Annotated in this window: 19 protein-coding genes and 1 pseudogene; 15 read left to right on the forward strand and 5 right to left on the reverse strand. The window is 57.7% G+C overall.

The features are described 5' to 3' along the window. Window positions 1-205: 205 nt before the first annotated feature. Window positions 206-634 (forward strand): CBS domain-containing protein, encoded by a 429-nt coding sequence (locus tag ACFO5Q_RS07035; protein WP_068153442.1) that lies wholly within the window; start codon window positions 206-208, stop codon window positions 632-634. Between the two features lie 27 nt (window positions 635-661). On the opposite strand, the gene ACFO5Q_RS07040 is transcribed toward ACFO5Q_RS07035, so the two are convergent. Continuing rightward, complete coding sequence (locus ACFO5Q_RS07040; RefSeq protein ID WP_197421364.1) at window positions 662-2,269, reverse strand: glycoside hydrolase family 13 protein; 1,608 nt, start codon at window positions 2,267-2,269, stop codon at window positions 662-664. A gap of 3 nt (window positions 2,270-2,272) precedes the next feature. After that, entirely contained in the window at window positions 2,273-3,484 is a 1,212-nt protein-coding gene (locus ACFO5Q_RS07045) for a TIGR04063 family PEP-CTERM/XrtA system glycosyltransferase (protein WP_068153445.1), read from the reverse strand. A 205-nt stretch (window positions 3,485-3,689) separates the two neighbouring features. Here ACFO5Q_RS07045 and ACFO5Q_RS07050 point away from each other — a divergent pair, with 205 nt between their 5' ends. After that, window positions 3,690-4,688, forward strand: a complete 999-nt coding sequence (locus ACFO5Q_RS07050) for a lipid A deacylase LpxR family protein (protein ID WP_068153449.1) — start codon at window positions 3,690-3,692, stop codon at window positions 4,686-4,688. Between the two features lie 9 nt (window positions 4,689-4,697). Here ACFO5Q_RS07050 and ACFO5Q_RS07055 read toward each other — a convergent pair whose 3' ends face one another. Together ACFO5Q_RS07055 and ACFO5Q_RS07060 are read right to left on the reverse strand one after the other, a co-directional pair. After that, window positions 4,698-4,904, reverse strand: a complete 207-nt coding sequence (locus tag ACFO5Q_RS07055) for a helix-turn-helix domain-containing protein (RefSeq protein WP_068153453.1) — start codon at window positions 4,902-4,904, stop codon at window positions 4,698-4,700. Window positions 4,905-4,915: 11 nt separating this feature from the next. After that, window positions 4,916-5,449 carry a DUF2975 domain-containing protein gene (locus tag ACFO5Q_RS07060; RefSeq protein ID WP_068153457.1) on the reverse strand — a complete coding sequence of 178 codons (534 nt, stop codon included), beginning with the start codon at window positions 5,447-5,449 and terminating at the stop codon, window positions 4,916-4,918. A gap of 92 nt (window positions 5,450-5,541) precedes the next feature. Here ACFO5Q_RS07060 and ACFO5Q_RS07065 point away from each other — a divergent pair, with 92 nt between their 5' ends. Both ACFO5Q_RS07065 and ACFO5Q_RS07070 read left to right on the forward strand, forming a co-directional pair. Then, complete coding sequence (locus tag ACFO5Q_RS07065) at window positions 5,542-6,297, forward strand: hypothetical protein (protein WP_156432088.1); 756 nt, start codon at window positions 5,542-5,544, stop codon at window positions 6,295-6,297. A 698-nt stretch (window positions 6,298-6,995) separates the two neighbouring features. Further along, window positions 6,996-8,339 (forward strand): helicase-related protein, encoded by a 1,344-nt coding sequence (locus ACFO5Q_RS07070; protein WP_452176553.1) that lies wholly within the window; start codon window positions 6,996-6,998, stop codon window positions 8,337-8,339. A gap of 39 nt (window positions 8,340-8,378) precedes the next feature. On the opposite strand, the gene ACFO5Q_RS07075 is transcribed toward ACFO5Q_RS07070, so the two are convergent. Beyond that, a complete protein-coding gene (locus ACFO5Q_RS07075; RefSeq protein WP_068145214.1) occupies window positions 8,379-8,828 on the reverse strand; it encodes a MaoC family dehydratase in 450 nt (149 codons plus the stop codon). A 203-nt stretch (window positions 8,829-9,031) separates the two neighbouring features. Here ACFO5Q_RS07075 and ACFO5Q_RS07080 point away from each other — a divergent pair, with 203 nt between their 5' ends. The 11 genes and pseudogenes from ACFO5Q_RS07080 to ACFO5Q_RS18855 all read left to right on the forward strand — a co-directional run. Continuing rightward, a complete protein-coding gene (locus ACFO5Q_RS07080; protein WP_068145212.1) occupies window positions 9,032-10,588 on the forward strand; it encodes a methyl-accepting chemotaxis protein in 1,557 nt (518 codons plus the stop codon). Between the two features lie 99 nt (window positions 10,589-10,687). After that, the gene (locus ACFO5Q_RS07085) at window positions 10,688-11,044 is read left to right on the forward strand and encodes a CidA/LrgA family protein (RefSeq protein WP_068145208.1); all 357 of its coding nucleotides are present in this window, start codon (window positions 10,688-10,690) and stop codon (window positions 11,042-11,044) included. Beyond that, window positions 11,041-11,706, forward strand: a complete 666-nt coding sequence (locus ACFO5Q_RS07090; protein ID WP_068145204.1) for an LrgB family protein — start codon at window positions 11,041-11,043, stop codon at window positions 11,704-11,706. Before ACFO5Q_RS07085 ends, ACFO5Q_RS07090 begins: the two co-directional genes overlap by 4 nt. A gap of 93 nt (window positions 11,707-11,799) precedes the next feature. After that, window positions 11,800-12,684, forward strand: a complete 885-nt coding sequence (locus ACFO5Q_RS07095; protein WP_068145201.1) for a DUF3108 domain-containing protein — start codon at window positions 11,800-11,802, stop codon at window positions 12,682-12,684. A 113-nt stretch (window positions 12,685-12,797) separates the two neighbouring features. Next, complete coding sequence (locus tag ACFO5Q_RS07100) at window positions 12,798-13,688, forward strand: DUF3108 domain-containing protein (protein WP_068145200.1); 891 nt, start codon at window positions 12,798-12,800, stop codon at window positions 13,686-13,688. A gap of 110 nt (window positions 13,689-13,798) precedes the next feature. Next, window positions 13,799-15,112 (forward strand): metal-dependent hydrolase family protein, encoded by a 1,314-nt coding sequence (locus tag ACFO5Q_RS07105; RefSeq protein WP_068145197.1) that lies wholly within the window; start codon window positions 13,799-13,801, stop codon window positions 15,110-15,112. 27 nt (window positions 15,113-15,139) lie between these two features. Continuing rightward, window positions 15,140-15,793: a hypothetical protein gene (locus tag ACFO5Q_RS07110; RefSeq protein WP_156431897.1), complete on the forward strand. Its 654-nt coding sequence runs from the start codon at window positions 15,140-15,142 to the stop codon at window positions 15,791-15,793. Window positions 15,794-15,910: 117 nt separating this feature from the next. Further along, window positions 15,911-16,513, forward strand: a complete 603-nt coding sequence (locus ACFO5Q_RS07115; protein ID WP_068145192.1) for a hypothetical protein — start codon at window positions 15,911-15,913, stop codon at window positions 16,511-16,513. Window positions 16,514-16,616: 103 nt separating this feature from the next. After that, window positions 16,617-17,288, forward strand: coding sequence for a hypothetical protein (locus tag ACFO5Q_RS07120; RefSeq protein WP_156431896.1), 672 nt, complete (start codon window positions 16,617-16,619; stop codon window positions 17,286-17,288). A 145-nt stretch (window positions 17,289-17,433) separates the two neighbouring features. Beyond that, window positions 17,434-17,937 (forward strand): energy transducer TonB family protein, encoded by a 504-nt coding sequence (locus ACFO5Q_RS07125; RefSeq protein ID WP_156431895.1) that lies wholly within the window; start codon window positions 17,434-17,436, stop codon window positions 17,935-17,937. Window positions 17,938-18,075: 138 nt separating this feature from the next. Then, window positions 18,076-18,213 (forward strand): annotated as a pseudogene (locus ACFO5Q_RS18855) (putative signal transducing protein); the annotation flags it as partial. Between the last annotated feature and the right edge of the window lie 331 nt (window positions 18,214-18,544).

Below are 18,544 nucleotides of genomic sequence, written 5' to 3' on the forward strand. Positions count from 1 at the left end.
AATTTCCCCAATGCAGTTGTAACGTAACCGCAGCGTGCAGAAAAGGATAGCCTGACTTTTAAGCCAACTTTTAACAATAGCGACGGCGTAATCTCTTTTGCTTCAAACCCATAAAAGGGGCATAATAAAGGCCTGTTTACCCGAGTATCTTGAATTACCGTAGCCCGAACAGCCAATGACGGGCCTAAGACGAGGGAGACGCTATATGAATGTTGGCCAAATTCTTTCCCAAAAAGGCAATGATATCATCGCGCTTGAGCGCGGTTGTACCGTGATGGAAGTTGCCAAACTTCTGGGAGAGCGGCGCATCGGTGCCATTCCAATCACGGATGGCGACAAGATTTGCGGCATCATGTCAGAACGTGACGTTGTGCGCGGTATCGCCATTCGGGGCGGTGGTGTGCTGGCGGATGATGTATCCACGCTGATGACCAAAGCGGTTGTTACCTGCTCGAAGGATGACACGATCTATGAGCTGATGAAGATGATGACCGAGCGCCGTATCCGCCACGTACCGGTGGTGGACGACGGAAAGCTTGTCGGCATGATGTCCATCGGTGATGTGGTCAAGCACCGCATGGAGCAGGCGGCCGCAGAAAACGAGGCGCTGAAGGATTATATCGCCCAAGGGTAGCCGTGTCAGGGTAGGGGCTTTCAGTCCCTATTGTACCCTTTCATAGGGTGACCAATCATTGTCGAAGTCCTTTGGCTTCAGCACCAGCACGCTGTGAGCATCTATGGAAATGTCCATCAGGCTGGAGCGAATCTCTGCCACGCGCTTGCCTATCAGCGCATTGACGACCGGCGTGCCGTTCATCATTTTCCAGTTTCTGATCATCAGGGTTTCGGTGACGGCCGTGTCGCCCGGGTTGGCGATAACGAATACGGTTTCCAGTGCCCTGTCCGTATAGCGTTCGAACGCAAGCAGCTTTTCCGAATCGATCACACGGAAATTCCCGATCCTGAGGGCACGCTCTTCTTTATGAAGTGTAATCAATTCCTGCGTGCGCTTCAGGACCTCATTGTCCCCTGTTGCCAAATCCCAGCGCATGGGGGCACGATTTTCCGGGTCTTCACCGCCGCGCATGCCGAGCTCAGTGCCGTAATAAAGGTTGGGTGAGCCGGGCAGGGTGAATTGCAGCACTTGAGCCATGTCCCGCTGCCAGGGCTCTGGCATCATGTCCATCAGACGTTTGGTGTCGTGATTATCAAGAAGGAGCCAGGACTTGAGCAAGCCGTCCATGCCTGTGTCTTCTGCCATCTGCGCCAGCATGCGGCCTGCAGCGGGTCCGTTTACTCGGCCATCCACAAGGCTTTCGATGATTCGCCTTGCCGGGAAGTTCAGGATACCGTCGAGCGACTGGGTCCAGCCGTCGGGGTAGCTCCAGATTTCCCCAACGATCAACGCCTGTTTTTTTTCCTCGCGGGCGCTGGTGCGCAGCTCGGCGAGGGCTTCGGGCCCTACGTCAAAGGCGACGTCAAGCCGCCAGCCGTCGATGCCGTCCCGCAGGTAGGACCGCACGACGGAGGTATCGCTTCTATATATATAATCCTGCACCTCAGGGTTCTCGAGCTTGAGTTCCGGCAGGGCAGGGGCGTCAATCCAGCTGCGATATCCGTCCTTGTAGGCGTCGCTGATGAAGAACCAGTCGCGGTAAGGGCTGTTCGCATCCTTTAGCGCTTCCCGGAAAATGGGTGCTTTGTTGCCCATATGGTTAAATACGCCGTCGAGTACCAGTTTCATACCGCGGTCGTGCAGGGCACCCGCAAGCGCCTTCACGTCTTCCCGCGTGCCATATTCCGGGGATATGCGGTGGTAATCCAGCGCGTCATACTTATGGTTGGTGCGTGCCAGATGAATCGGGTTCAGGTAAAGTACATCGACCCCGATCCCTTGGATATAGTCCAGTTCACCCATCAGGCTTTCAAGATCGCCGCCCCAGAAGGCCAGCTCGTGGCTCCAGTTGTCTGCGCCCTCAACCGGGTGGCCGGGTTTCGGCAGGTCATACCATGCCTGCAGCGTGCGTGGCGGTGCATAAAGATGCCGTTTGGCATCCAGGCTTTTGGATGGGGCAAACCGGTCCACAATCACCTGATAGACAATGGCGCCATTGCGCCAGTCGGCCTCCCGCGCGGCCATAACGGCTGTCAGGGTTTTGTCTGACGGCGTCTGGTAGCGCGCCTTGTCAAAATGAACCGCATCTTCGGCGGTTGTTGGCGCACCGGCCAGAAAGGCGGCGATCGCACCTGTGAAAATCATGGCGCGCATTGCTCAGCCCCTCCTGCTTTGCTTCATGCAGCGGCGGTACACCGCTTCATACCCCGCGACGCTGTTCTGCCAGGTGCGGACGTTTTCGGCATAGTCGCGCCCGGCCTTGAGCATGGCGCCCCAGTTTTCCCGGTCTTTTATCAGTTCAGCGCAAACGCGCACCAGATCTGCCGCGTCATCGGCCCTGAACAGGCGCCCGGTGCGGCCGTCCTCAATAAGTTCCCGGTGGCCGCCCACGTCGCTTGCCAGCACCAGGCGGGTCATGGCCATTGCCTCGAGCGGCTTTAATGGCGTTACTGTTTCTGTCAGGCGAATGCCGTGGCGCGGGTAAACCATGATATCCGCCAGGCTATAGTAGCGGCGGACCATGTCGTGCGGTACGCGGCCTGTAAAGATGACGGTGTCTTCAAGCCCCAGCTCTGCCACAGTGGCGCGCAGCCGGTCTTCTGTTGGGCCGCCGCCGACCAGAAGAAGCGCCACATCCGGCACTTCCGCCTTGAGGGCTGGTAGCGCCCGGATCAGGAACTCAAGCCCTTCATAGGCATAGAACGACCCGGCGAAACCAAGCACTGTCCGGCCTTCAAGGCCCAACTCCTTTGTGAGCGTAGCGTCTTTTTCAGTGATTGGCGGGAAGGCCTCCGCGTTCACGGCATTGGGGATCACGGTCACTTTGTCGGGCCGGATGCCGCGCGCAAGGATGTCGGCTCGAAGCCCTTCACAGATGGTGGTTACTTCTGTTGCCTGCCGGATGGCCCGGGTTTCCATCGCCCGGCTGATTCTGTACCTCAGGCTTCCCTCGCGGGTCGTGCCATGGTCCACAGCCGCGTCCTCCCAGAAGGCGCGAATTTCATAGACCACCGGTCGCCCGCCAGCTGCTTCGAATGCGGGGAAGAAATTTAGAACAGGCGAATGGGCATGCAGGATGTCGGGGTTCAGTTCGCCAATAAGCGCGCGCAGCCGGTATTTCGTGATTCGCATCTCCCGCATCTCGCGCAGCCCAGGCGGTAACCATTTGGGAATGCCGCTGTTGGGCGTGCGGTATATGCGCCAGCCGTCAACGTCCTCGAATAGATCGCTGCCCGTGCCGTGCCGGGGTGTGGTTACCAGCACTGGGTCCCACCCCATTGCTTTCTGCTGTGCCATGATGGACATGGTGCGGAAGACATAGCCACTGTGTTTGGGAAGGCTGTGGTCCAGAACGTGGAGGATGCGCATAATTATACTGATCAATCTTTGCCCGAAATTCTGGACCAAGCTTGCCTCATGCGCAGGGACTTGTACAGTTCGCGTGACGGCCAAAGGCGCATTCGGTCATAAAGATGTCTGATTCATGCAATTTCTTCTGCGCTATATATAAGTAGGGGTAGCAATCAGTCAGGATGAAGCAGTTGTGAGGCACAGGGGTTACAGATCAGGAAGGTTGGCCGCGGCACTGGTGTGGGCTGCGGGCGTGAACGGTGTGCACGCCGATTCAGCAGATTACGCCCGAAGCGACCGCAACGAGGTTTTCACCGTGCAGGTGGAAAACGACATCCTGTTTGGTACGGACGAGAACTATACCAATGGCATTCGCCTGAGCTACATCCACCGGCCCGGCAACACACCGATCGGCGACAATATCAGCAATTTCCTCAGGCGTTTTTCACCTATGGCCGTGTCTGCGCTGAAGTCAGACCTCTATTACAGCGTGGCGCTTGGTCAGAATATGTATACGCCCAAGGATATTGAGGCATTCGACCTTATCGAAGACGACCGTCCCTATGCGGGCTGGACCTATCTGGAGTTCGGTGTGACGGCAGAGGACAGAACGGGATACGAGGTCATCAAGCTGGACCTTGGCATGGTTGGCCCTGCGTCGCTTGCCGGCAAGACCCAGCGCTGGTGGCATAGCGTGATCGGTAGTCCGCGCCCAAACGGATGGTCGCACCAGTTGCCCAATGAGCCGGGGCTCAATCTCTATTACACGCGCGGGCACCGGTTTAGCCCGGTTTCGCTGTCTGGCGACCTTGCGTTTGATTTCACGCCGCACTGGGGCGTGGCCTTGGGGAACGTCTATACTTATGGAGCAGGGGGGCTGACGCTCAGGCTTGGCACCAACCTTGACCGCGATATGGGCGCGCCGCCCCGAATCCAGCCCAGCCTGCCGGGTAGCGACCATTTCTCCGGTGACGGATTCGATATCTATCTGTTCGCGGGCAGCGAAGTACGTGCCATCGCGCGCAATATCTTCCTGGACGGCACATGGGCAGATCACGAGCATCATGTGAACAAGAAAGAGCTTCTGGCCGAAGTGCAGGTTGGCGTGGTGGCTTTTGTCGGGCCGGTCCGTATGGCGCTGACGAACGCCTTCCGCACATCAGAGTTCGCGGGCAGCGGCAATCACCGCTATAGCGCTTTCACTCTTTCGACCCGCTTCTAAAGGCAGATTTCAGTCTTTCTTATAGCGCAGAATGTCACCCGGCTGGCAGTCCAGATAGTCGCAGATGGCCTCAAGGGTGGAAAAGCGCACACCCTTCACCTTGCCGGATTTCAAGAGGCTGAGGTTAGCCTCTGTGATTCCCACATGGGCCGCGAGCTCTTTTGACTTCACTTTGCGCTCTGCCAGCATGACATCAAGGCGAACGGTGATCGGCATGGTCCGCCTCCCTATATGATCTGGTTCAGTTCGTCCCGCTGCTCGCGGGCCAGGCGAATCATGCGGGCGATTACAAGCGCCATGAGCGCCGGCACAAGGCCAAGAATTGTGTCTGACGAAAGGCTGATCGCGAGTGCCCGTTCGCCTGGCGGATTGGTTGCTGTGGCGATAAGCACAAGAAAGGTGTCGTTGAAGAAGCTGGCGAGCAAGTACCACAGCATGAAATGGCCGACATGCTCGAGCGACCGTTCTGACGCTTCATCAAACCAGTTGCCTGCCTCAAGCTGCCAGATGAGTCGCAGTAGAAAGGCAAGTGCGGCGATGAGGAGGCCCGCAGGCAGGGCATCCGCGATGAAGCCGGCGATCCGCTGCCAAAGGACAAACCCCTCAATTCCGCCGTATTCTTCAAGCACCTTCTGTTCTGCGCCGATATGGGTCAGCATGGCTGGATCAGCCCAGATCCAGACGGTGAAGGTGGCGATCAACACGATGGACAGCCAGATGATCCATTTCAGGAGGGTCAGGCTCAGAAGCTTGTTGTTCATGGGGCTTGCCTCATTTTAGACACGAAATTATTGTTTTACGAAAATATATTTCCTGATAAGAATATCAGGACACGGCAGAAGAGGAAAGAGGCATGTCCGGGACACCGGCTGGTAATGGGGGGCGTCGTCGCAGGCTGATGGTCATGATCATCGCCCTCTTGTTTTCGGTGGCGATATTGTTGGCCTCGCTCATGAACGGCGCACATGCGCAGGACGAAGCAAAACCGCAAGCTGAAACCCAGGAAGCGCCCGAGTCCCAAAAGACCAAAGAGACTTTCCCTGCCGGCCCTCTTGTAGTGCCGGTTTTCCCCCGTCTGAGAGAAAAGAAAGATCCGAGTGACGACAGCGAACCAAAGCTTCCGGCAGGCGATGCTCTGAACGGTAGCTATATCATCCTCGAAGATGGATCGATGATGACCATGGGGGATTGGATCAAGGGTAGCCTCACCAAGGGGCAGACCGGTGCCGACATGAGCGACTATCAGAATCGCCTGTTTCTGGGGCAGGTGGCGCGCGCGATGGTCGGTATGGATGAGAATATGGTGAACCGAAGCGTTGTCAGTGTTGGGCCGCCGGTGCCGTTTAAGCCCAAGACAATCTCAAAGCCGATGCAGATGATCCAGGGTATTTTCCGGATGTTTGTGCCGGGCACTGATGGCTATGAGTGGGACCCGGCCACATCGGGCGGTGGGTTTGACCGGCGTGTTGCAACAGCGGGTGGCGCAGCGGTTCAATTCGAAGGACAGTTCGGTGCCGCGCTGGCGCAGACAGCGGAGGAATTCCAGGAAACGGGCACCATGCTTAACATGCTTGAGGCCTACAAGAAGAAGCAGGCACAGGACGATTAGGCTCCGCTTATCAGGACAGTGCCTGTGTCTGATCCGCGTCGGATGTTGATTCTCTGCTGGCTATCAGGATGATTCACCCTTGGTTTTCTGCCATTTCCAGCGCTGCCTCCCAGATATATGGAGGCTGCCTGGGTGCATACAGGCCTTCTGCTTTTGCGATTCAACGTGAAAATCCAGCGTTTAACCCGGTCAAAACCCGGCCCTGAATCAACCGCATTGCACCTTTGCCTGGCGGCCTTCCGCCATGTCGCCAAACCTGTGCAATATTATTGCGCCTCATTAAGGGTTCTGTAACATATTCGGAAAGAAAATGGGGTTTCGCGGGGTAATCACCACTTTTTTCGAAAAAACTGAAAAAAGGTGTTTACAGGGTCGGAAAGCACCCCTATAACCCGCCCCACACCGACGGGGCGCAGCGCTCAGCGAGACGCACCGGCGGAACACTTGACCTCAACGCCCAGCCAAGCTGGCAGGGAAACGAGATCAGGATTTGCTCTTTGACATTGTAGATTGGAAGGGAGATGTGGACGGTGGTCTGGTTGATCATCATCTATATTTTCCGACATGTTTCACNCCTGTTCTCTGCGACCGTGCCGAAATCCATCATGGGGCTTGCCAAACGCTATCAGCGCGATGCCATCCGCATTGAAACCAAAAGCGATACGAAGCAGCACCAGGACATCGAATATCGCGCCCTGATGCTGGCACCCAATGACAAAGAAAACGGCATCATCAATGTGATCCGTTATTTCGAAGCGCCGAACACCATCATCTTTTGCAGCACGCGTGCTGAAGTGAACCATATGACGAGCCGCCTCAATAACCGTGGCTTTTCGGTTGTGGCCTTGTCGGGTGAACTGAGTCAGAACGAACGCAGCCACGCCCTGCAGGCGATGCGGGATGGGCGCGCGCGCGTCTGTGTTGCCACCGATGTTGCTGCCCGCGGGATTGACCTGCCGGGGCTTGAGCTGGTGATCCATGCGGATATCCCGAAGAACAAGGAAATATTGCTGCACCGAAGCGGGCGGACGGGCCGGGCAGGGCGAAAAGGTGTCTGTGTCCTGATGGTTCCCTATCCGGCACGCAGACGCACAGAGCGACTGCTCAGCAACGCCCAGATTGATGCGGCGTGGGCCAAGCCGCCAACGATTGAGGAAATCGCCGTCCGCGACCGCGAGCGTTTCCTGAATGATCCGGTACTTACTGAAGCTGTGACCGATGAGGAACGCCCTCATGTCCAGGAGCTTCTTGACCATCATAGCGTGGAACAGATCGCCGCTGCCTTGGTTCGTTTGCAGCAGGCGGGTCAACCTGCGCCGGAAGAGCTGTCGGATGCCGGTCCTATAGGTGACTATGGCCGGGACAGGTCGAAAGGCAGAGACAGGGCAGAGCGCCCACAAAAGAACCGTCAGGACTTCAGTGATGGGGTTTGGGTGTCTTTGTCGGTTGGGCGCAAACATAACGCCGAACCGCGCTGGATCCTGCCAACCCTTTGCCGGCATGGCCACATCACCAAAAAGGAAATTGGCTCGATCCGCATTCATGAAAATGAAACGCATGTCGAGCTCGCCCCCGATGTTGCCGATAAGTTTTTTGAGGCCCTTGGCCCCAGCCGCAAACTGGAGAAGACTATCACTGTCGACAAGCTCCGCGGCCCTGTGCCTGAAGCCGAAAGCAGCCGCAGCAGAAAACCGGTTCGGGAAAAAAGAGCCTTCGACAAGCACGGCGCGGCAGGGGCGCCTGAAGGCAGGCGTGGTGACCGGAAGGAGCGGCGCATCATGCCCGAGGGGGACGGCAAGCCCCGTTCAAAGCCGACTTACAGCGAGGACAAGCCTCCTATCAAGGAGGCGAAAAACGCCACGGCTGCACCGGACGGTGTTAAAAAACCAAGTGCGGTGAAAAAAGCGGATAGCAAGCCGAAGGCCAAGAAGGCTAAAGGGGCCAAGAAAAAGCCAAAATGGACCGCGGCACAGCGACGAGCCCGGGACGAGGCTAAAAAGGCCAATGAAGCTGGTGCAAATGCGAAGCTAAAGCGCAAATAGAGCTGAGATGTTGGGTTAGGGCGCTGGTGAAGGCCGCCTCTAACCCCTTTTGGCGACCATCACATTGCTTTTGAGCGTCATCACTACCTCACCTTTCTGGTTCTTGATCAGATAAGTGGATTTCACCAGCCCCAAATTGGGGCGGGAGGCGCTTTCGCGCTTGGCCGTTACTTCGCCTTCCATTGAAAGCACATCGCCTGGGAACACCGGCTTCTTCCATTCGATGCCGTCGATGCCGGGGCTGCCGAGGCCGGCGAAGCCCTTATCCATCATATGGTCCACCATCATGCGCATCATCATCGCACAGGTGTGCCAGCCACTGGCGCACAGCGCCCCGAAGACAGACTGTTTGGCGAACTCTTCATCCAGATGGAAGGGCTGGGGGTCATATTTGGAGGCAAAGTCGATGACTTCCTCGCGGGTCACTTCATAGGCGCCGAACGCCTCTTTTTGACCAACGTCAATGTCTTCGTAAAAAATCTTGAACATATATAGCCTCCCTTAATGCATCTGAAATGGTGCCGCGGCGCGATGCGTCAAGGCCGATCAGGCAAGAATGGATGTCCAGATAGGGATCATCGGGTGCGTCAATCTGTCGCTGAAAATGCGACGCCGGTTTACGCTTCATTTACAGGCGCTTGACTATGGTGCCGTCAGGTTTGAACCAACCATATGTATTTGGGGGTATAGTGATGAACGACACTTTCGAAGGCCTTGACGGCATGCGTGCCAGGGTCGTGCAGATTCTTGTGCTTTTTTTGTGGGCGCACGTGCCTGCGGCAATCGTGCATGGCTGGTGGTCCGGCAGCGAAGACATGTGGCTGATCACCGGCGTTATCGCGGGCCTTGCCGCACTTTCGACGGCGGCCGTCAAGCTTGCGTCGCCGCCCAGGGTAGGGCGGATGGTGCTGGCGGTTTCCATGGTGCTGACATCCGGCGCGCTGGTCGCGCTTTATGAAGGCCACCCTTGGCAGAAAGATGTCACCATCTATTTCGCCACCGTGATCGCGCTCCTGTCGTCCACCTTCTGTTGGCGCACGCTGGCAACGGCATCGCTGACCACCTCGCTCTATTTCATCATCGGGACGCTTGTGGCCCCAGAAATGGTTATGGGGCCAGACAGCACGATCTTTGAAGCAGGGTTCGAGGTTGTGGCCTTCCTTGTGCTGTCAGCCGGGCTTTTCTGGGTCACCACCCAGGTGCAGAACCTGTTTGTGCAGGTGCATGACCAGCACGCGCTGGCGGTGGCGGAAACCGAAAAGGCCCGTGAGGCGGGAGACCGCGCAAACGCCGCAGCCGAGGAAGCCAAGGCCGCCGCAGCCGAGGCGCTGGCCGCCAAGGAAGAGGCAGACCGGCTCCGCGCCGACCAGGCTGAGCAAGAAGCAAGGCAGGCTGAAGAAAAACGTGTGATGCTGCAGGAGTTGGCGCAGGAATTTGAAGGCAGCGTGCAGGAGATCGTGCGCGAAGTGGCTGAAATGTCTGTTTCCATCAAGGGCACTGCGGCGCATATGCAGGCGCAGGCCCGGTCCGGCATGGACCGCGCGGCCCGTATTGCGAACGCCACTATGGATGCGTCCAACAATGTGGAATCGGTTTCCGGTGCCGCGACGGAGCTTTCGTCCTCCACCAGTGAAATCGCCCAGCAGGTGGACCAATCCACCCGACTGACCGGCGAAGCGGTGGAGAAATCCGAAGCTGTGTCCAGCCAGATCGCGCTGTTGTCTGAACGCGCCCAGGAAATCGGCGGCGTCGTGCAGCTGATTACCGAGATCGCAGAGCAGACCAACCTCCTCGCGCTCAATGCCACCATCGAGGCCGCGCGTGCGGGCGAGGTAGGCAAGGGCTTTGCCGTTGTGGCGACCGAAGTGAAGAACCTGGCCGGCCAGTCGGCGCAGGCGGCAGAGGGCATTCACGAGCGCATCGGCGCCGTGCAGGAAGCCACCGAAGGCGCCGTTGCCGCCATGCAGGCGATTGCGGATGTGATCAAGTCCATCAACCACGGCTCCAGCGCGATTGCCGCCGCCGTGGAAGAGCAGGACGCAGCCACCCACGATATCGCCAATTCTGTCCGTCAGGCGTCTGAAGGGACGCGCACGGCGGCAGAGGACGCCCAGTCGGTGGAAGGCAGCGCGCGGTCATCGGAAGAGGCGGCGGAAAGCGTGCTGGCGGCGATCGAGCAGCTTGAGGCGCTTGCGGGCACGCTGAGCGACCATACAGACAGCTTCCTCGCACGCGTTCGCGCGGGCTAAGGCCAGCAGGCTGAAGCCAATAACAGGATTGACCGGAGCGGGATAAGCCCTAGGGTTTATCCCGTTCTTCATTTCTGCGGAAAGTGTGCGGGAGGAATTGTGGTCCGGTCCCTTGTTGGTGTGGCGATATTGGTGGCGCTCCTATATGGTGCGACGTTGGTGGTGCGCGCGCTGTCGCTGCCGCTGCCTGCGCCCATTCTGGGGCTGTTGGCGCTTACGGCCTTCCTTGTGCTCAGGCGCGGGGTGCCGCCAATCATTGAAGCGGGCTCACGGGCGCTGATCCGCATCTTCCCGCTTTTGTTCGTTCCGCCCATCGTTGCGCTTCTTGCCCACAAGGACTTGGTGCTGTCTGCGCCGCTGATGCTGTTGCTTGCCGTCAGCGTGAGCACGCTCATCGGGCTAGTGGTATCGGCGTTCCTGTACCGCGCATTGGCGCGCCGGGAGGGGGCGCAGTGATTATCTGGCCGGCCTTGACCATCGCCTTGTTCCTGATTGCAGACCGGCTTTATGAGCGGCTGGGGCACCGGGCCTACGCCCATCCTATCCTCTTGCCGTCCGTGGTGCTGATCGGCTGGTTCAGCCTGTTGGGTGCTGACCTTCCGGCCTATCAGGCCGCCACGAACGGGTTTGGCCTGTTGCTGGCGGCGGCGGTTGTGGGCCTTGCCGTGCCGCTATACCGCAGCTGGGGCGCGGTGAAAGCCAACAAGCACGCGGTGCTTGCAGCTGTCGCGGGTGGGTCTGTGGCCGGGGTTTTGAGCGCGCTTGCGCCTGCGATTATCCTGCAGGCCCCACCAGAGCTTGTCGCCAGCCTGAGCACCAAATCCATCACGACACCGCTTGCGGTTACGGTGGTGGGCAGCATTGGCGGCGTGGCCTCAATCGCGGCGGCCGTGGTGGTGGTTACCGGGCTTTTTGCCGCCCTTGTGGGGCCGTGGCTTTTGCGTGCGCTTGGGGTGGACGATGATGTGGCCACCGGCCTTGCGCTTGGCACCGCCGGGCACGCCATCGGCACCGCCGAAGCGGTGCGGCGGTCAGACACCATGGGTGCGGCGGCGGCCTTCGCCATGACGGTGAACGGCCTTGCGACAGCCATCCTTCTGCCGCTCGTTTGGGGGTAAGGACAGATTTTCGTCAGGCCTTAACCAAATTTTTGGCCTTATTCTTGAATATAGAAGTCGGTAAGGGAGCACACTTGTTACGAGGATCGTACCATGCGCTTTTTGCTGTCCCTTACCGCCTTCAGCCTTCTCAGTGGCTTTGCCACCCCCACTCTTGCCGCGCCCGAGCGGATCGAGGCCACTTACGACTTGATCTGGAAGGGTTTTCACGTCTCCACGGCGGAAACTGTGACGGAACTTGATGGCAGCCGATATTTCCTGGGCATCAATATCAAGACCCACGGTCTCTTGAAAATGGCGACCGGCGGGCACGGTACGTTCGAGATTTCCGGGCAATTGTTGCCGGATGGCGGAGTACAGACCGAATCCTTGGATGCTGACGGCTATTGGGATGGCGACGCTTTTTCACAAAAACTGCGCTACGGTGCGGATGGCCATCTGGCCGCTTATGAGACCAAGCGCCCCGAAGACTGGCTGGAGAAAAACGCCCGCGAGGCTGTGCCGGTGGAGTTGAAGACCGGGCCGGACCCGGCGTCCCTTTTTGTATCGCTGATGCAGAATCCGATCAATTTCCGCGCTGAAGCGATGGACCAGCCGATCCTCCTCCGCAGCTTTGACGGCGAAGCAGTGGTTGACTGGCAGCTTGGCTGCGCGGCCAAGCCTGTGGCGCTGAAGCGGTCCAAGCATTCGCCGATTGCGGGCCAGGCGTATGAATGCGCGCTGGAGACCACGACCGTGGCCGGCAAGCTTCTGAAGGAAGAGAAGAAGAAAAAGCTGGTGAAACGCGGTCCGCGCGGTCGGCGCCAGACAGTGGACCTTGATGACGTCACGCCAAAGGTATGGCTGATGGCCATGGGGGACGGCGACCGCCTGATGCCTGTGCGCGCCCAGGTGCCTTCAGAGAAAGGCGTGGTGGGGCTTTACCTGAGCAAACTTACGATGGACAGTGCGGATGGGGCCGATATCGGCACGCGCTGAAGATCGCCGCATGGGGGCCGTGATATCGCCGCATTCCTGCTAAACTATCCACCTGTTGCAGTCTTATCAATTTTGCAGCACTCTTGCTGGTGGGAATTTGGGAAGTGAGTGGCATGATCAAACGAACAGGTGCATTTCTGGGTGTGGTGCTGGCCTTGTCTGGCAGCGGGGCAGCTTTGGCCGCCGAACGGATCGAAGCCACCTATGACTTCATCTGGAAGGGCCTTCTGGTTTCAACCGTGGAAGCCCGCGCAGACCTTGCGCCAGAGACTTATGACCTGGCGATTGATTTCCGTATGCGGGGGCTCGCCAAACTGTTCGCCAACGGCCGCAGCGAGCTTCGCTCAACCGGCATGCTGGTGGACGGCGATATCCTGCCGCGCGAATATGTGTCCGCCGGGCGCTGGGATGGCGAAGATTATACTCGTACGCTCAGGTTCGCCCCCGACGGCATGCTGAAGGAAATCGAGCAGGACTGGCCGGAAAAGTGGCTGGAGAAATACCCGCGCGAGGAAGTGCCTGCGGACCTCAGGCGCGGGCCTGATCCGGCGTCGCTTGCGATTGCGCTTCTGCGCGCCCGTATCACCGAGGCCCAGACGGCTGAACCTTTCGCCATTCAGGTGTTTGATGGCTCCAGCGTGTTTGAATGGCAGGTTAGTTGCGGACCAGAACCCGTGGAAATCGACGACAGCCGCCACACGGATTATGCCGGTGCGGCGCATGAATGCACCGTGGGCGGCGAACTGGTGGCGGGCAAGCGCATCCTGACGGAGAAAGAAAAGAAGAAGCTGGAAAAGGAACGCGAGAAGCGCCGCCGGAAAGCCGAAAAGAACGGCGAGGATGAGGACGTGCCACCGAAGTTCTGGGTGATGCCACAAGGCGAAGGCGGCTATCTTGTGCCCGTACGGGCCGAAATGCAGACAGACATGGGCCGCGTGCTCATGTATCTGAAGGAGCTGGAAATCACAGACCTTCAGGATGTGCCGGTTATGGCGTCGCGCTAATTTCTCCCGCTTTAATCTTATCTTAATCCAGTGAATTGACATTTGCGGTTGGTGTGCAAGACTGCCCGCCAATTAATGGCATCAATCAATAAAAACTGGGAGGGACAGCCATGCGCGTGTCGTCAAGGAAAGCCGGTATGCTGGCACTGGGGCTGGGAGCAGCCTTCATTTCAACTGCAGCCACATGGGCCGCAGATATCAAGGTAATTCATGCGGGCGAGCTTCTGGCTGTGCCGGGCAAGGCACCAACCAAGAACCAGACCGTGGTGATTGAGGACGGCCGCATCAAGGAAGTGCGCGACGGCTTCGTAGCGGCCGCTGATTTTGGCGAAGACGCCACACTTGTGGACCTCAAGGACAGCTTCGTTATGCCGGGCCTGATGGATATGCATGTGCATATCCAGGGCGAATTGGGCCCTGACCAGTTCCGGGAAGGCCTGCAGATGTCTGCAGAAGACACAGCCATGCGCAGCGTGATGTATGCCGAGCGCACGCTTCAGGCGGGCTTCACCACAGTCCGTGACCTGGGGTCGGACCCACAGTCTGTTTTCGCGCTTCGGAAAGCCACGGCGAACGGCTGGGTTGATGGCCCACGTATTGTTGCGGCAGGCAGCAGTGTTGCAGCAACCGGCGGCCACGGTGATGTGGACGGCCTGCGTCATGAACTGCTGGAGAAATTCACGTCCAAGACCATCTGTGACGGTGCTGACGACTGTCTGCGCGCTGTGCGCTACGCTGTGAAATTCGGCGCGGATGTTATCAAGATCACAGCCACGGGCGGTGTGCTTTCAGACACCAACACCGGTACCGGCCAGCAGATGACAGACGATGAACTCAAGATCATCATGGACACCGCCCACGGCCTTGGCCGCAAGGTGGCGGCCCACGCGCACGCAGCGGAAGGCATCAACGCGGCGCTTCGGGCAGGCGTGGACAGCATTGAGCATGGCTCTTACGCCGATGCTGAATCAATCCGCCTGTTCAAGAAAAGCGGCGCCTATCTGGTGCCAACGCTTCTGGCGGGCGACACGGTTGTGAATATGGCCAAAACCAGCAACTTCATGTCAACGGACATCAAGGCGAAAGCCATCCGGGTGGGCGGCGACATGATCGAAAATTTCCAGCGGTCCTATAAGGGCGGCGTGAAAATCGCCTTCGGTACCGACAGTGGTGTGTCCAAGCATGGCACCAACGCCCAGGAAGCGGTGCTGATGTTCGAAGCGGGCATGACCGCAATGGACATCCTGAAGTCTGCCACCGTCAATGCGGCGGACCTCATTGATATGTCAGACAGCCTCGGCACCATCGAGGCAGGCAAGATTGCAGACATCATTGCCACCGACGGCAGCCCGCTTGAGGACATCAAGGAACTTCTGGACGTTGACTTTGTGATGAAGGACGGCCGCACGGTAAAGCAGCAGTAATACCTGCTGACAAGCCGCGGCTTGACCATGTTCGGGACGATCCACGATAGCAGGGCCCTGATGGGCGGATTGGCGATGATGATCATCGGCGCCATTCTGTCCATCATGATGGCCTTCTATCTGTTGCCTGACATCTTTGGTGAAGGGGCGCTTGTATCCCGCTGGTGGTGGGAAATTGTCCTTAACCTCCAGATTTTGTGCTTGGCCTTCATGTGGTTCAGCCACCATAACCGCATTCTGTATGCCCAGGGCTGGTGGCGGCTTCGGGCCATCACGCATTTCGTGACCGGCGTGATCTCCGTTTCCTATCCTGTGGGTATCATGCTGATCGCCGCCTATAATGACTGGTTCCGCGAAGGCCCGACGCCGTCGCAGGTGTATCTCCTGGTGCTGGGGGGTATTGCGCTTTGGGCCGTGGGCAATTTCATTGTGCCGATTTTGGTTTGGTTGATGGTGCGCTCAAATCAGAAGCAAGGCAATGCCCCAGCCATGAAGTTCAGGCCGGTCGTCTGGGTTCAGGCCTTCTGGCCCACCCTTGCCGCTCTCATGGTGGCTGCTCTTGTCTGGTGGCGCCAGGAAAGCAGCCTCAGCACATTGGTGCCAGTCCTTCTTTATCTGCAGGGGGCGCTGCCATATTTCCGCAAGGCGCGTCACGCTTCGCCCCGCGACAGCGACATATAAATATCGGTGATAAAGAATTTTCTTAACTTTTAGCGCTATCTTTGGGTTGAAACGAAGTTCAGCCAGGTACTGAAAATGAGGTTTGTAGGCAACAGAGCGCTACTCGGGGCGGCGGCGATGGTTATCGTCGGTATTGTGCTGTCGATGCTTGCCAGCGACTATATCGAAGGTCTTGGCGAGGCAGGAGGGCTCACGACGTCACGCTGGTGGTGGGAAATTGTCCTCAATTCCCAGATCCTGTGCGCTGCGTTCATCTGGTTTACCCATATCGATAAAGTCAAAGCATCCAGCGGTTGGCGCTGTGCTGTCAGCCTGTTGCAGCTTCTGTTTGGGCTTCTGGCGATATTGCTGCCGGTCTGGATCGCGCTTGCCGGTATTTTGTTCGGTTGGTTCAAAACCGGCCCGACGCTTGAGACAATGAATGTCACGATTTTTGTGTGTCTTTCCCTTTGGGCGTTGGCGTGGCTCATGTTGTGGGGCGTTGAAAGCTTTGGCAGGCGACGGCTTGTTCTGCCCTGGTTCCTGATGCTGGGGCGCTGGCATGTTGCTCTTCTTGGCATCAGCCCGCTTATGCTGGCGATCCTAATCTCAGTGGTTGAGGCGATGCGCGGCGGCTATCAGCACTATATTTACGCCCCGTTCCTGTTTTACCTGCAGGGGGCGGTGCCCTATCTTGCTGCATCTTTCCGCACCCCCCGGGTTCCCGCAGAAGAAGTTTAGCGGCTTCCGCACAAAACTTAGGGAAATGGTAAGCCTTTTCCCCAATCATGTGGGCATCGGCGCGCAAAGGAGCGGTGCCGAAAAGGGGAAGCCAAGGGGAAAAATGAAGCTTTTCGGGCGTGAAGTGTATGATCAACGAGCCATGGCAGGAGCCGTGGCACTGATGCTCGTCGGCACCAACCTTTCCATCATGATGGCCTTCTATTTCTTTTCCGATGGTGATGCCTTCTCGCTGCTGCAGTCGCGCTGGTGGTGGGAACTGACATTCAGCATGCAGATCCTGTGCTTTGCGCTTATGTGGGTGTGCCACCATGAACGCATGATTGAGGCGGAAGGCTGGAAGCGGCTGCGGGCCATCAGCCGGTTCCTTGTCGGGCTGGCTGGTGTATCTACCCCCAGCTGGGTGCTGGTGATCTGCGCCGCCAACGACTGGTTCCTGAACCCGCCAAGCCTGATGGACCTCGCCTATTATGCCGGGATTGTTTTTGTGGTCTGGGTTGTGACAGCCTATGTCATCCCTATTCTGATTGCCTTCCTTGCCCGTAAGCCGACCTTTATCTATCTGGGCCTGAAGGGCAGGGCGCGGGGCGGTGCGCTTTTGTTGGCGTCGCCTTTCCTTCTTCTGCTGCTGGTTGCCGCCATTGAAATCCCGCGCGGCAGCCACTTGCATATTGTAGTCTGGCCTTTCCTGACATACCTGCACGGGGCCATGCCCTATCTGGTAAAGGCTTTTCGCGAAGCCCCTCGCACGGGTGGCCTATCCCTTATGGGCTAATTTTTTTTCTTTACTAAGCTATTGATAAATAGTCGCTAATCACATTCTCCTCTTTTTCTAACCTAAGTTATTGAAAAAAAGTTGAGGGGCAGGGGCTCTGGGTTGTCTCAAGGCTTGTACTCAATTCAATCCAAACGGGGGATGTATGAAAAGAACTATAACGACAGTATTGGCTGCAAGCCTGTTTTGTGGCGCAGCTTTCGGGGAAACAACAGTATCTCAGGGACCAAAGATTACAGAATTTGATGCCGAAATCGGCAAGTGGGCAGCGCGTGCTGGCAAGTCCGGCTGTGTGCACCTTCAGTATAAACTAAATGATGAGGGCGATGTGTATGGCGTGAAGGTTCTGGGCGCCAAGGGCCACAAGACCTATGCACGTGAAGCCAAATATGGCGCACGCGGCATGACGGTGGAAGCCGGCTCCGCGCCTGCAGGCACCTATGACCTTGTGGTTGATTTTGTCGTCACGCGTCGCAGTGCATCCAATGCCGAACAGGCGACCGATGCGTTTGAGCGCAACCCCAAGGTTTGCCCTTACACTGCCAAAACCGACCATGAACCAATCGTTATTTCGGCTCAGCGCCAATATAGAGCGGTTCGCAAACAGTGCGATGCCACCGGCGTTGGCTCGAATATGAAGACTTGCTAGGCAAGCCATAAGCTCCGGTTTGCCTAGAACCGGTCACGACGGCGAATTACCAGGGCCGCAGCGATTTCCCGAGCTGCGGCCTTTTCTTTTTGCCGCCGCCGCGCGCCTGTAATAAGCTTCTCCCGATGGGGAACGCGTATGAAAATTCTTTATGAGACAGCCGATTATTCCGAGGCGCTGGTGATCAAGGCGCTCTTGGAGCAGGCAGGCTTTCCAGCCTTTATCGACAACTTCAATACGTTGACAGCCATGCCGCACCTGATGGCAGGGCTTGGCCTTCGGGTCATGGTGCCTGATGAAGAATTCGCGGAAGCGCAGCAGTTGCTGGCGGATGTGCGGGCGGAAAATGCACCTGCAAAGGCCACAGAAGACAGTATTGATGCCTGCCCCAAATGCGGGTCAGAAGATGTTGCGCGCTATACCACAATCTGGCTGCTGCCCTTCTTGTGGGCCATGAGCTTGCTCTATCCTGTGCCGCCAGGGAATAGGCGCGCCTGCCGGCAGTGTGGGCACCGCTATAAAACAAAAGCAGCGGTGTTATGTGTCAAGCGCGGCTGCATAGTGATCCCTCATTTTTGCGTTTGCGCGAATGAGGATTTTTCTAGTG

This window comes from Kordiimonas lipolytica (assembly GCF_042651265.1).
In the GTDB taxonomy this organism is placed as follows: Bacteria; Pseudomonadota; Alphaproteobacteria; order Sphingomonadales; family Kordiimonadaceae; genus Kordiimonas; species Kordiimonas lipolytica.

Bases quoted from the DNA above. Each gene is read 5' to 3' on its own strand.
- ACFO5Q_RS07105 (WP_068145197.1), top strand. From the start codon at position 13,799: ATGCGCGTGTCGTCAAGGAAAGCCGGTATGCTGGCACTGGGGCTGGGA.
- ACFO5Q_RS07110 (WP_156431897.1), top strand. From the start codon at position 15,140: ATGTTCGGGACGATCCACGATAGCAGGGCCCTGATGGGCGGATTGGCG.
- ACFO5Q_RS07075 (WP_068145214.1), bottom strand. From the start codon at position 8,828: ATGTTCAAGATTTTTTACGAAGACATTGACGTTGGTCAAAAAGAGGCG.
- ACFO5Q_RS07065 (WP_156432088.1), top strand. From the start codon at position 5,542: ATGTCCGGGACACCGGCTGGTAATGGGGGGCGTCGTCGCAGGCTGATG.
- ACFO5Q_RS07115 (WP_068145192.1), top strand. From the start codon at position 15,911: ATGGTTATCGTCGGTATTGTGCTGTCGATGCTTGCCAGCGACTATATC.
- ACFO5Q_RS07100 (WP_068145200.1), top strand. From the start codon at position 12,798: ATGATCAAACGAACAGGTGCATTTCTGGGTGTGGTGCTGGCCTTGTCT.
- ACFO5Q_RS07120 (WP_156431896.1), top strand. From the start codon at position 16,617: ATGAAGCTTTTCGGGCGTGAAGTGTATGATCAACGAGCCATGGCAGGA.
- ACFO5Q_RS07035 (WP_068153442.1), top strand. From the start codon at position 206: ATGAATGTTGGCCAAATTCTTTCCCAAAAAGGCAATGATATCATCGCG.
- ACFO5Q_RS07125 (WP_156431895.1), top strand. From the start codon at position 17,434: ATGAAAAGAACTATAACGACAGTATTGGCTGCAAGCCTGTTTTGTGGC.
- ACFO5Q_RS07045 (WP_068153445.1), bottom strand. From the start codon at position 3,484: ATGCGCATCCTCCACGTTCTGGACCACAGCCTTCCCAAACACAGTGGC.
- ACFO5Q_RS07055 (WP_068153453.1), bottom strand. From the start codon at position 4,904: ATGCCGATCACCGTTCGCCTTGATGTCATGCTGGCAGAGCGCAAAGTG.
- ACFO5Q_RS07070 (WP_452176553.1), top strand. From the start codon at position 6,996: ATGCTGGCACCCAATGACAAAGAAAACGGCATCATCAATGTGATCCGT.
- ACFO5Q_RS07060 (WP_068153457.1), bottom strand. From the start codon at position 5,449: ATGAACAACAAGCTTCTGAGCCTGACCCTCCTGAAATGGATCATCTGG.
- ACFO5Q_RS07040 (WP_197421364.1), bottom strand. From the start codon at position 2,269: ATGCGCGCCATGATTTTCACAGGTGCGATCGCCGCCTTTCTGGCCGGT.
- ACFO5Q_RS07095 (WP_068145201.1), top strand. From the start codon at position 11,800: ATGCGCTTTTTGCTGTCCCTTACCGCCTTCAGCCTTCTCAGTGGCTTT.
- ACFO5Q_RS07080 (WP_068145212.1), top strand. From the start codon at position 9,032: ATGAACGACACTTTCGAAGGCCTTGACGGCATGCGTGCCAGGGTCGTG.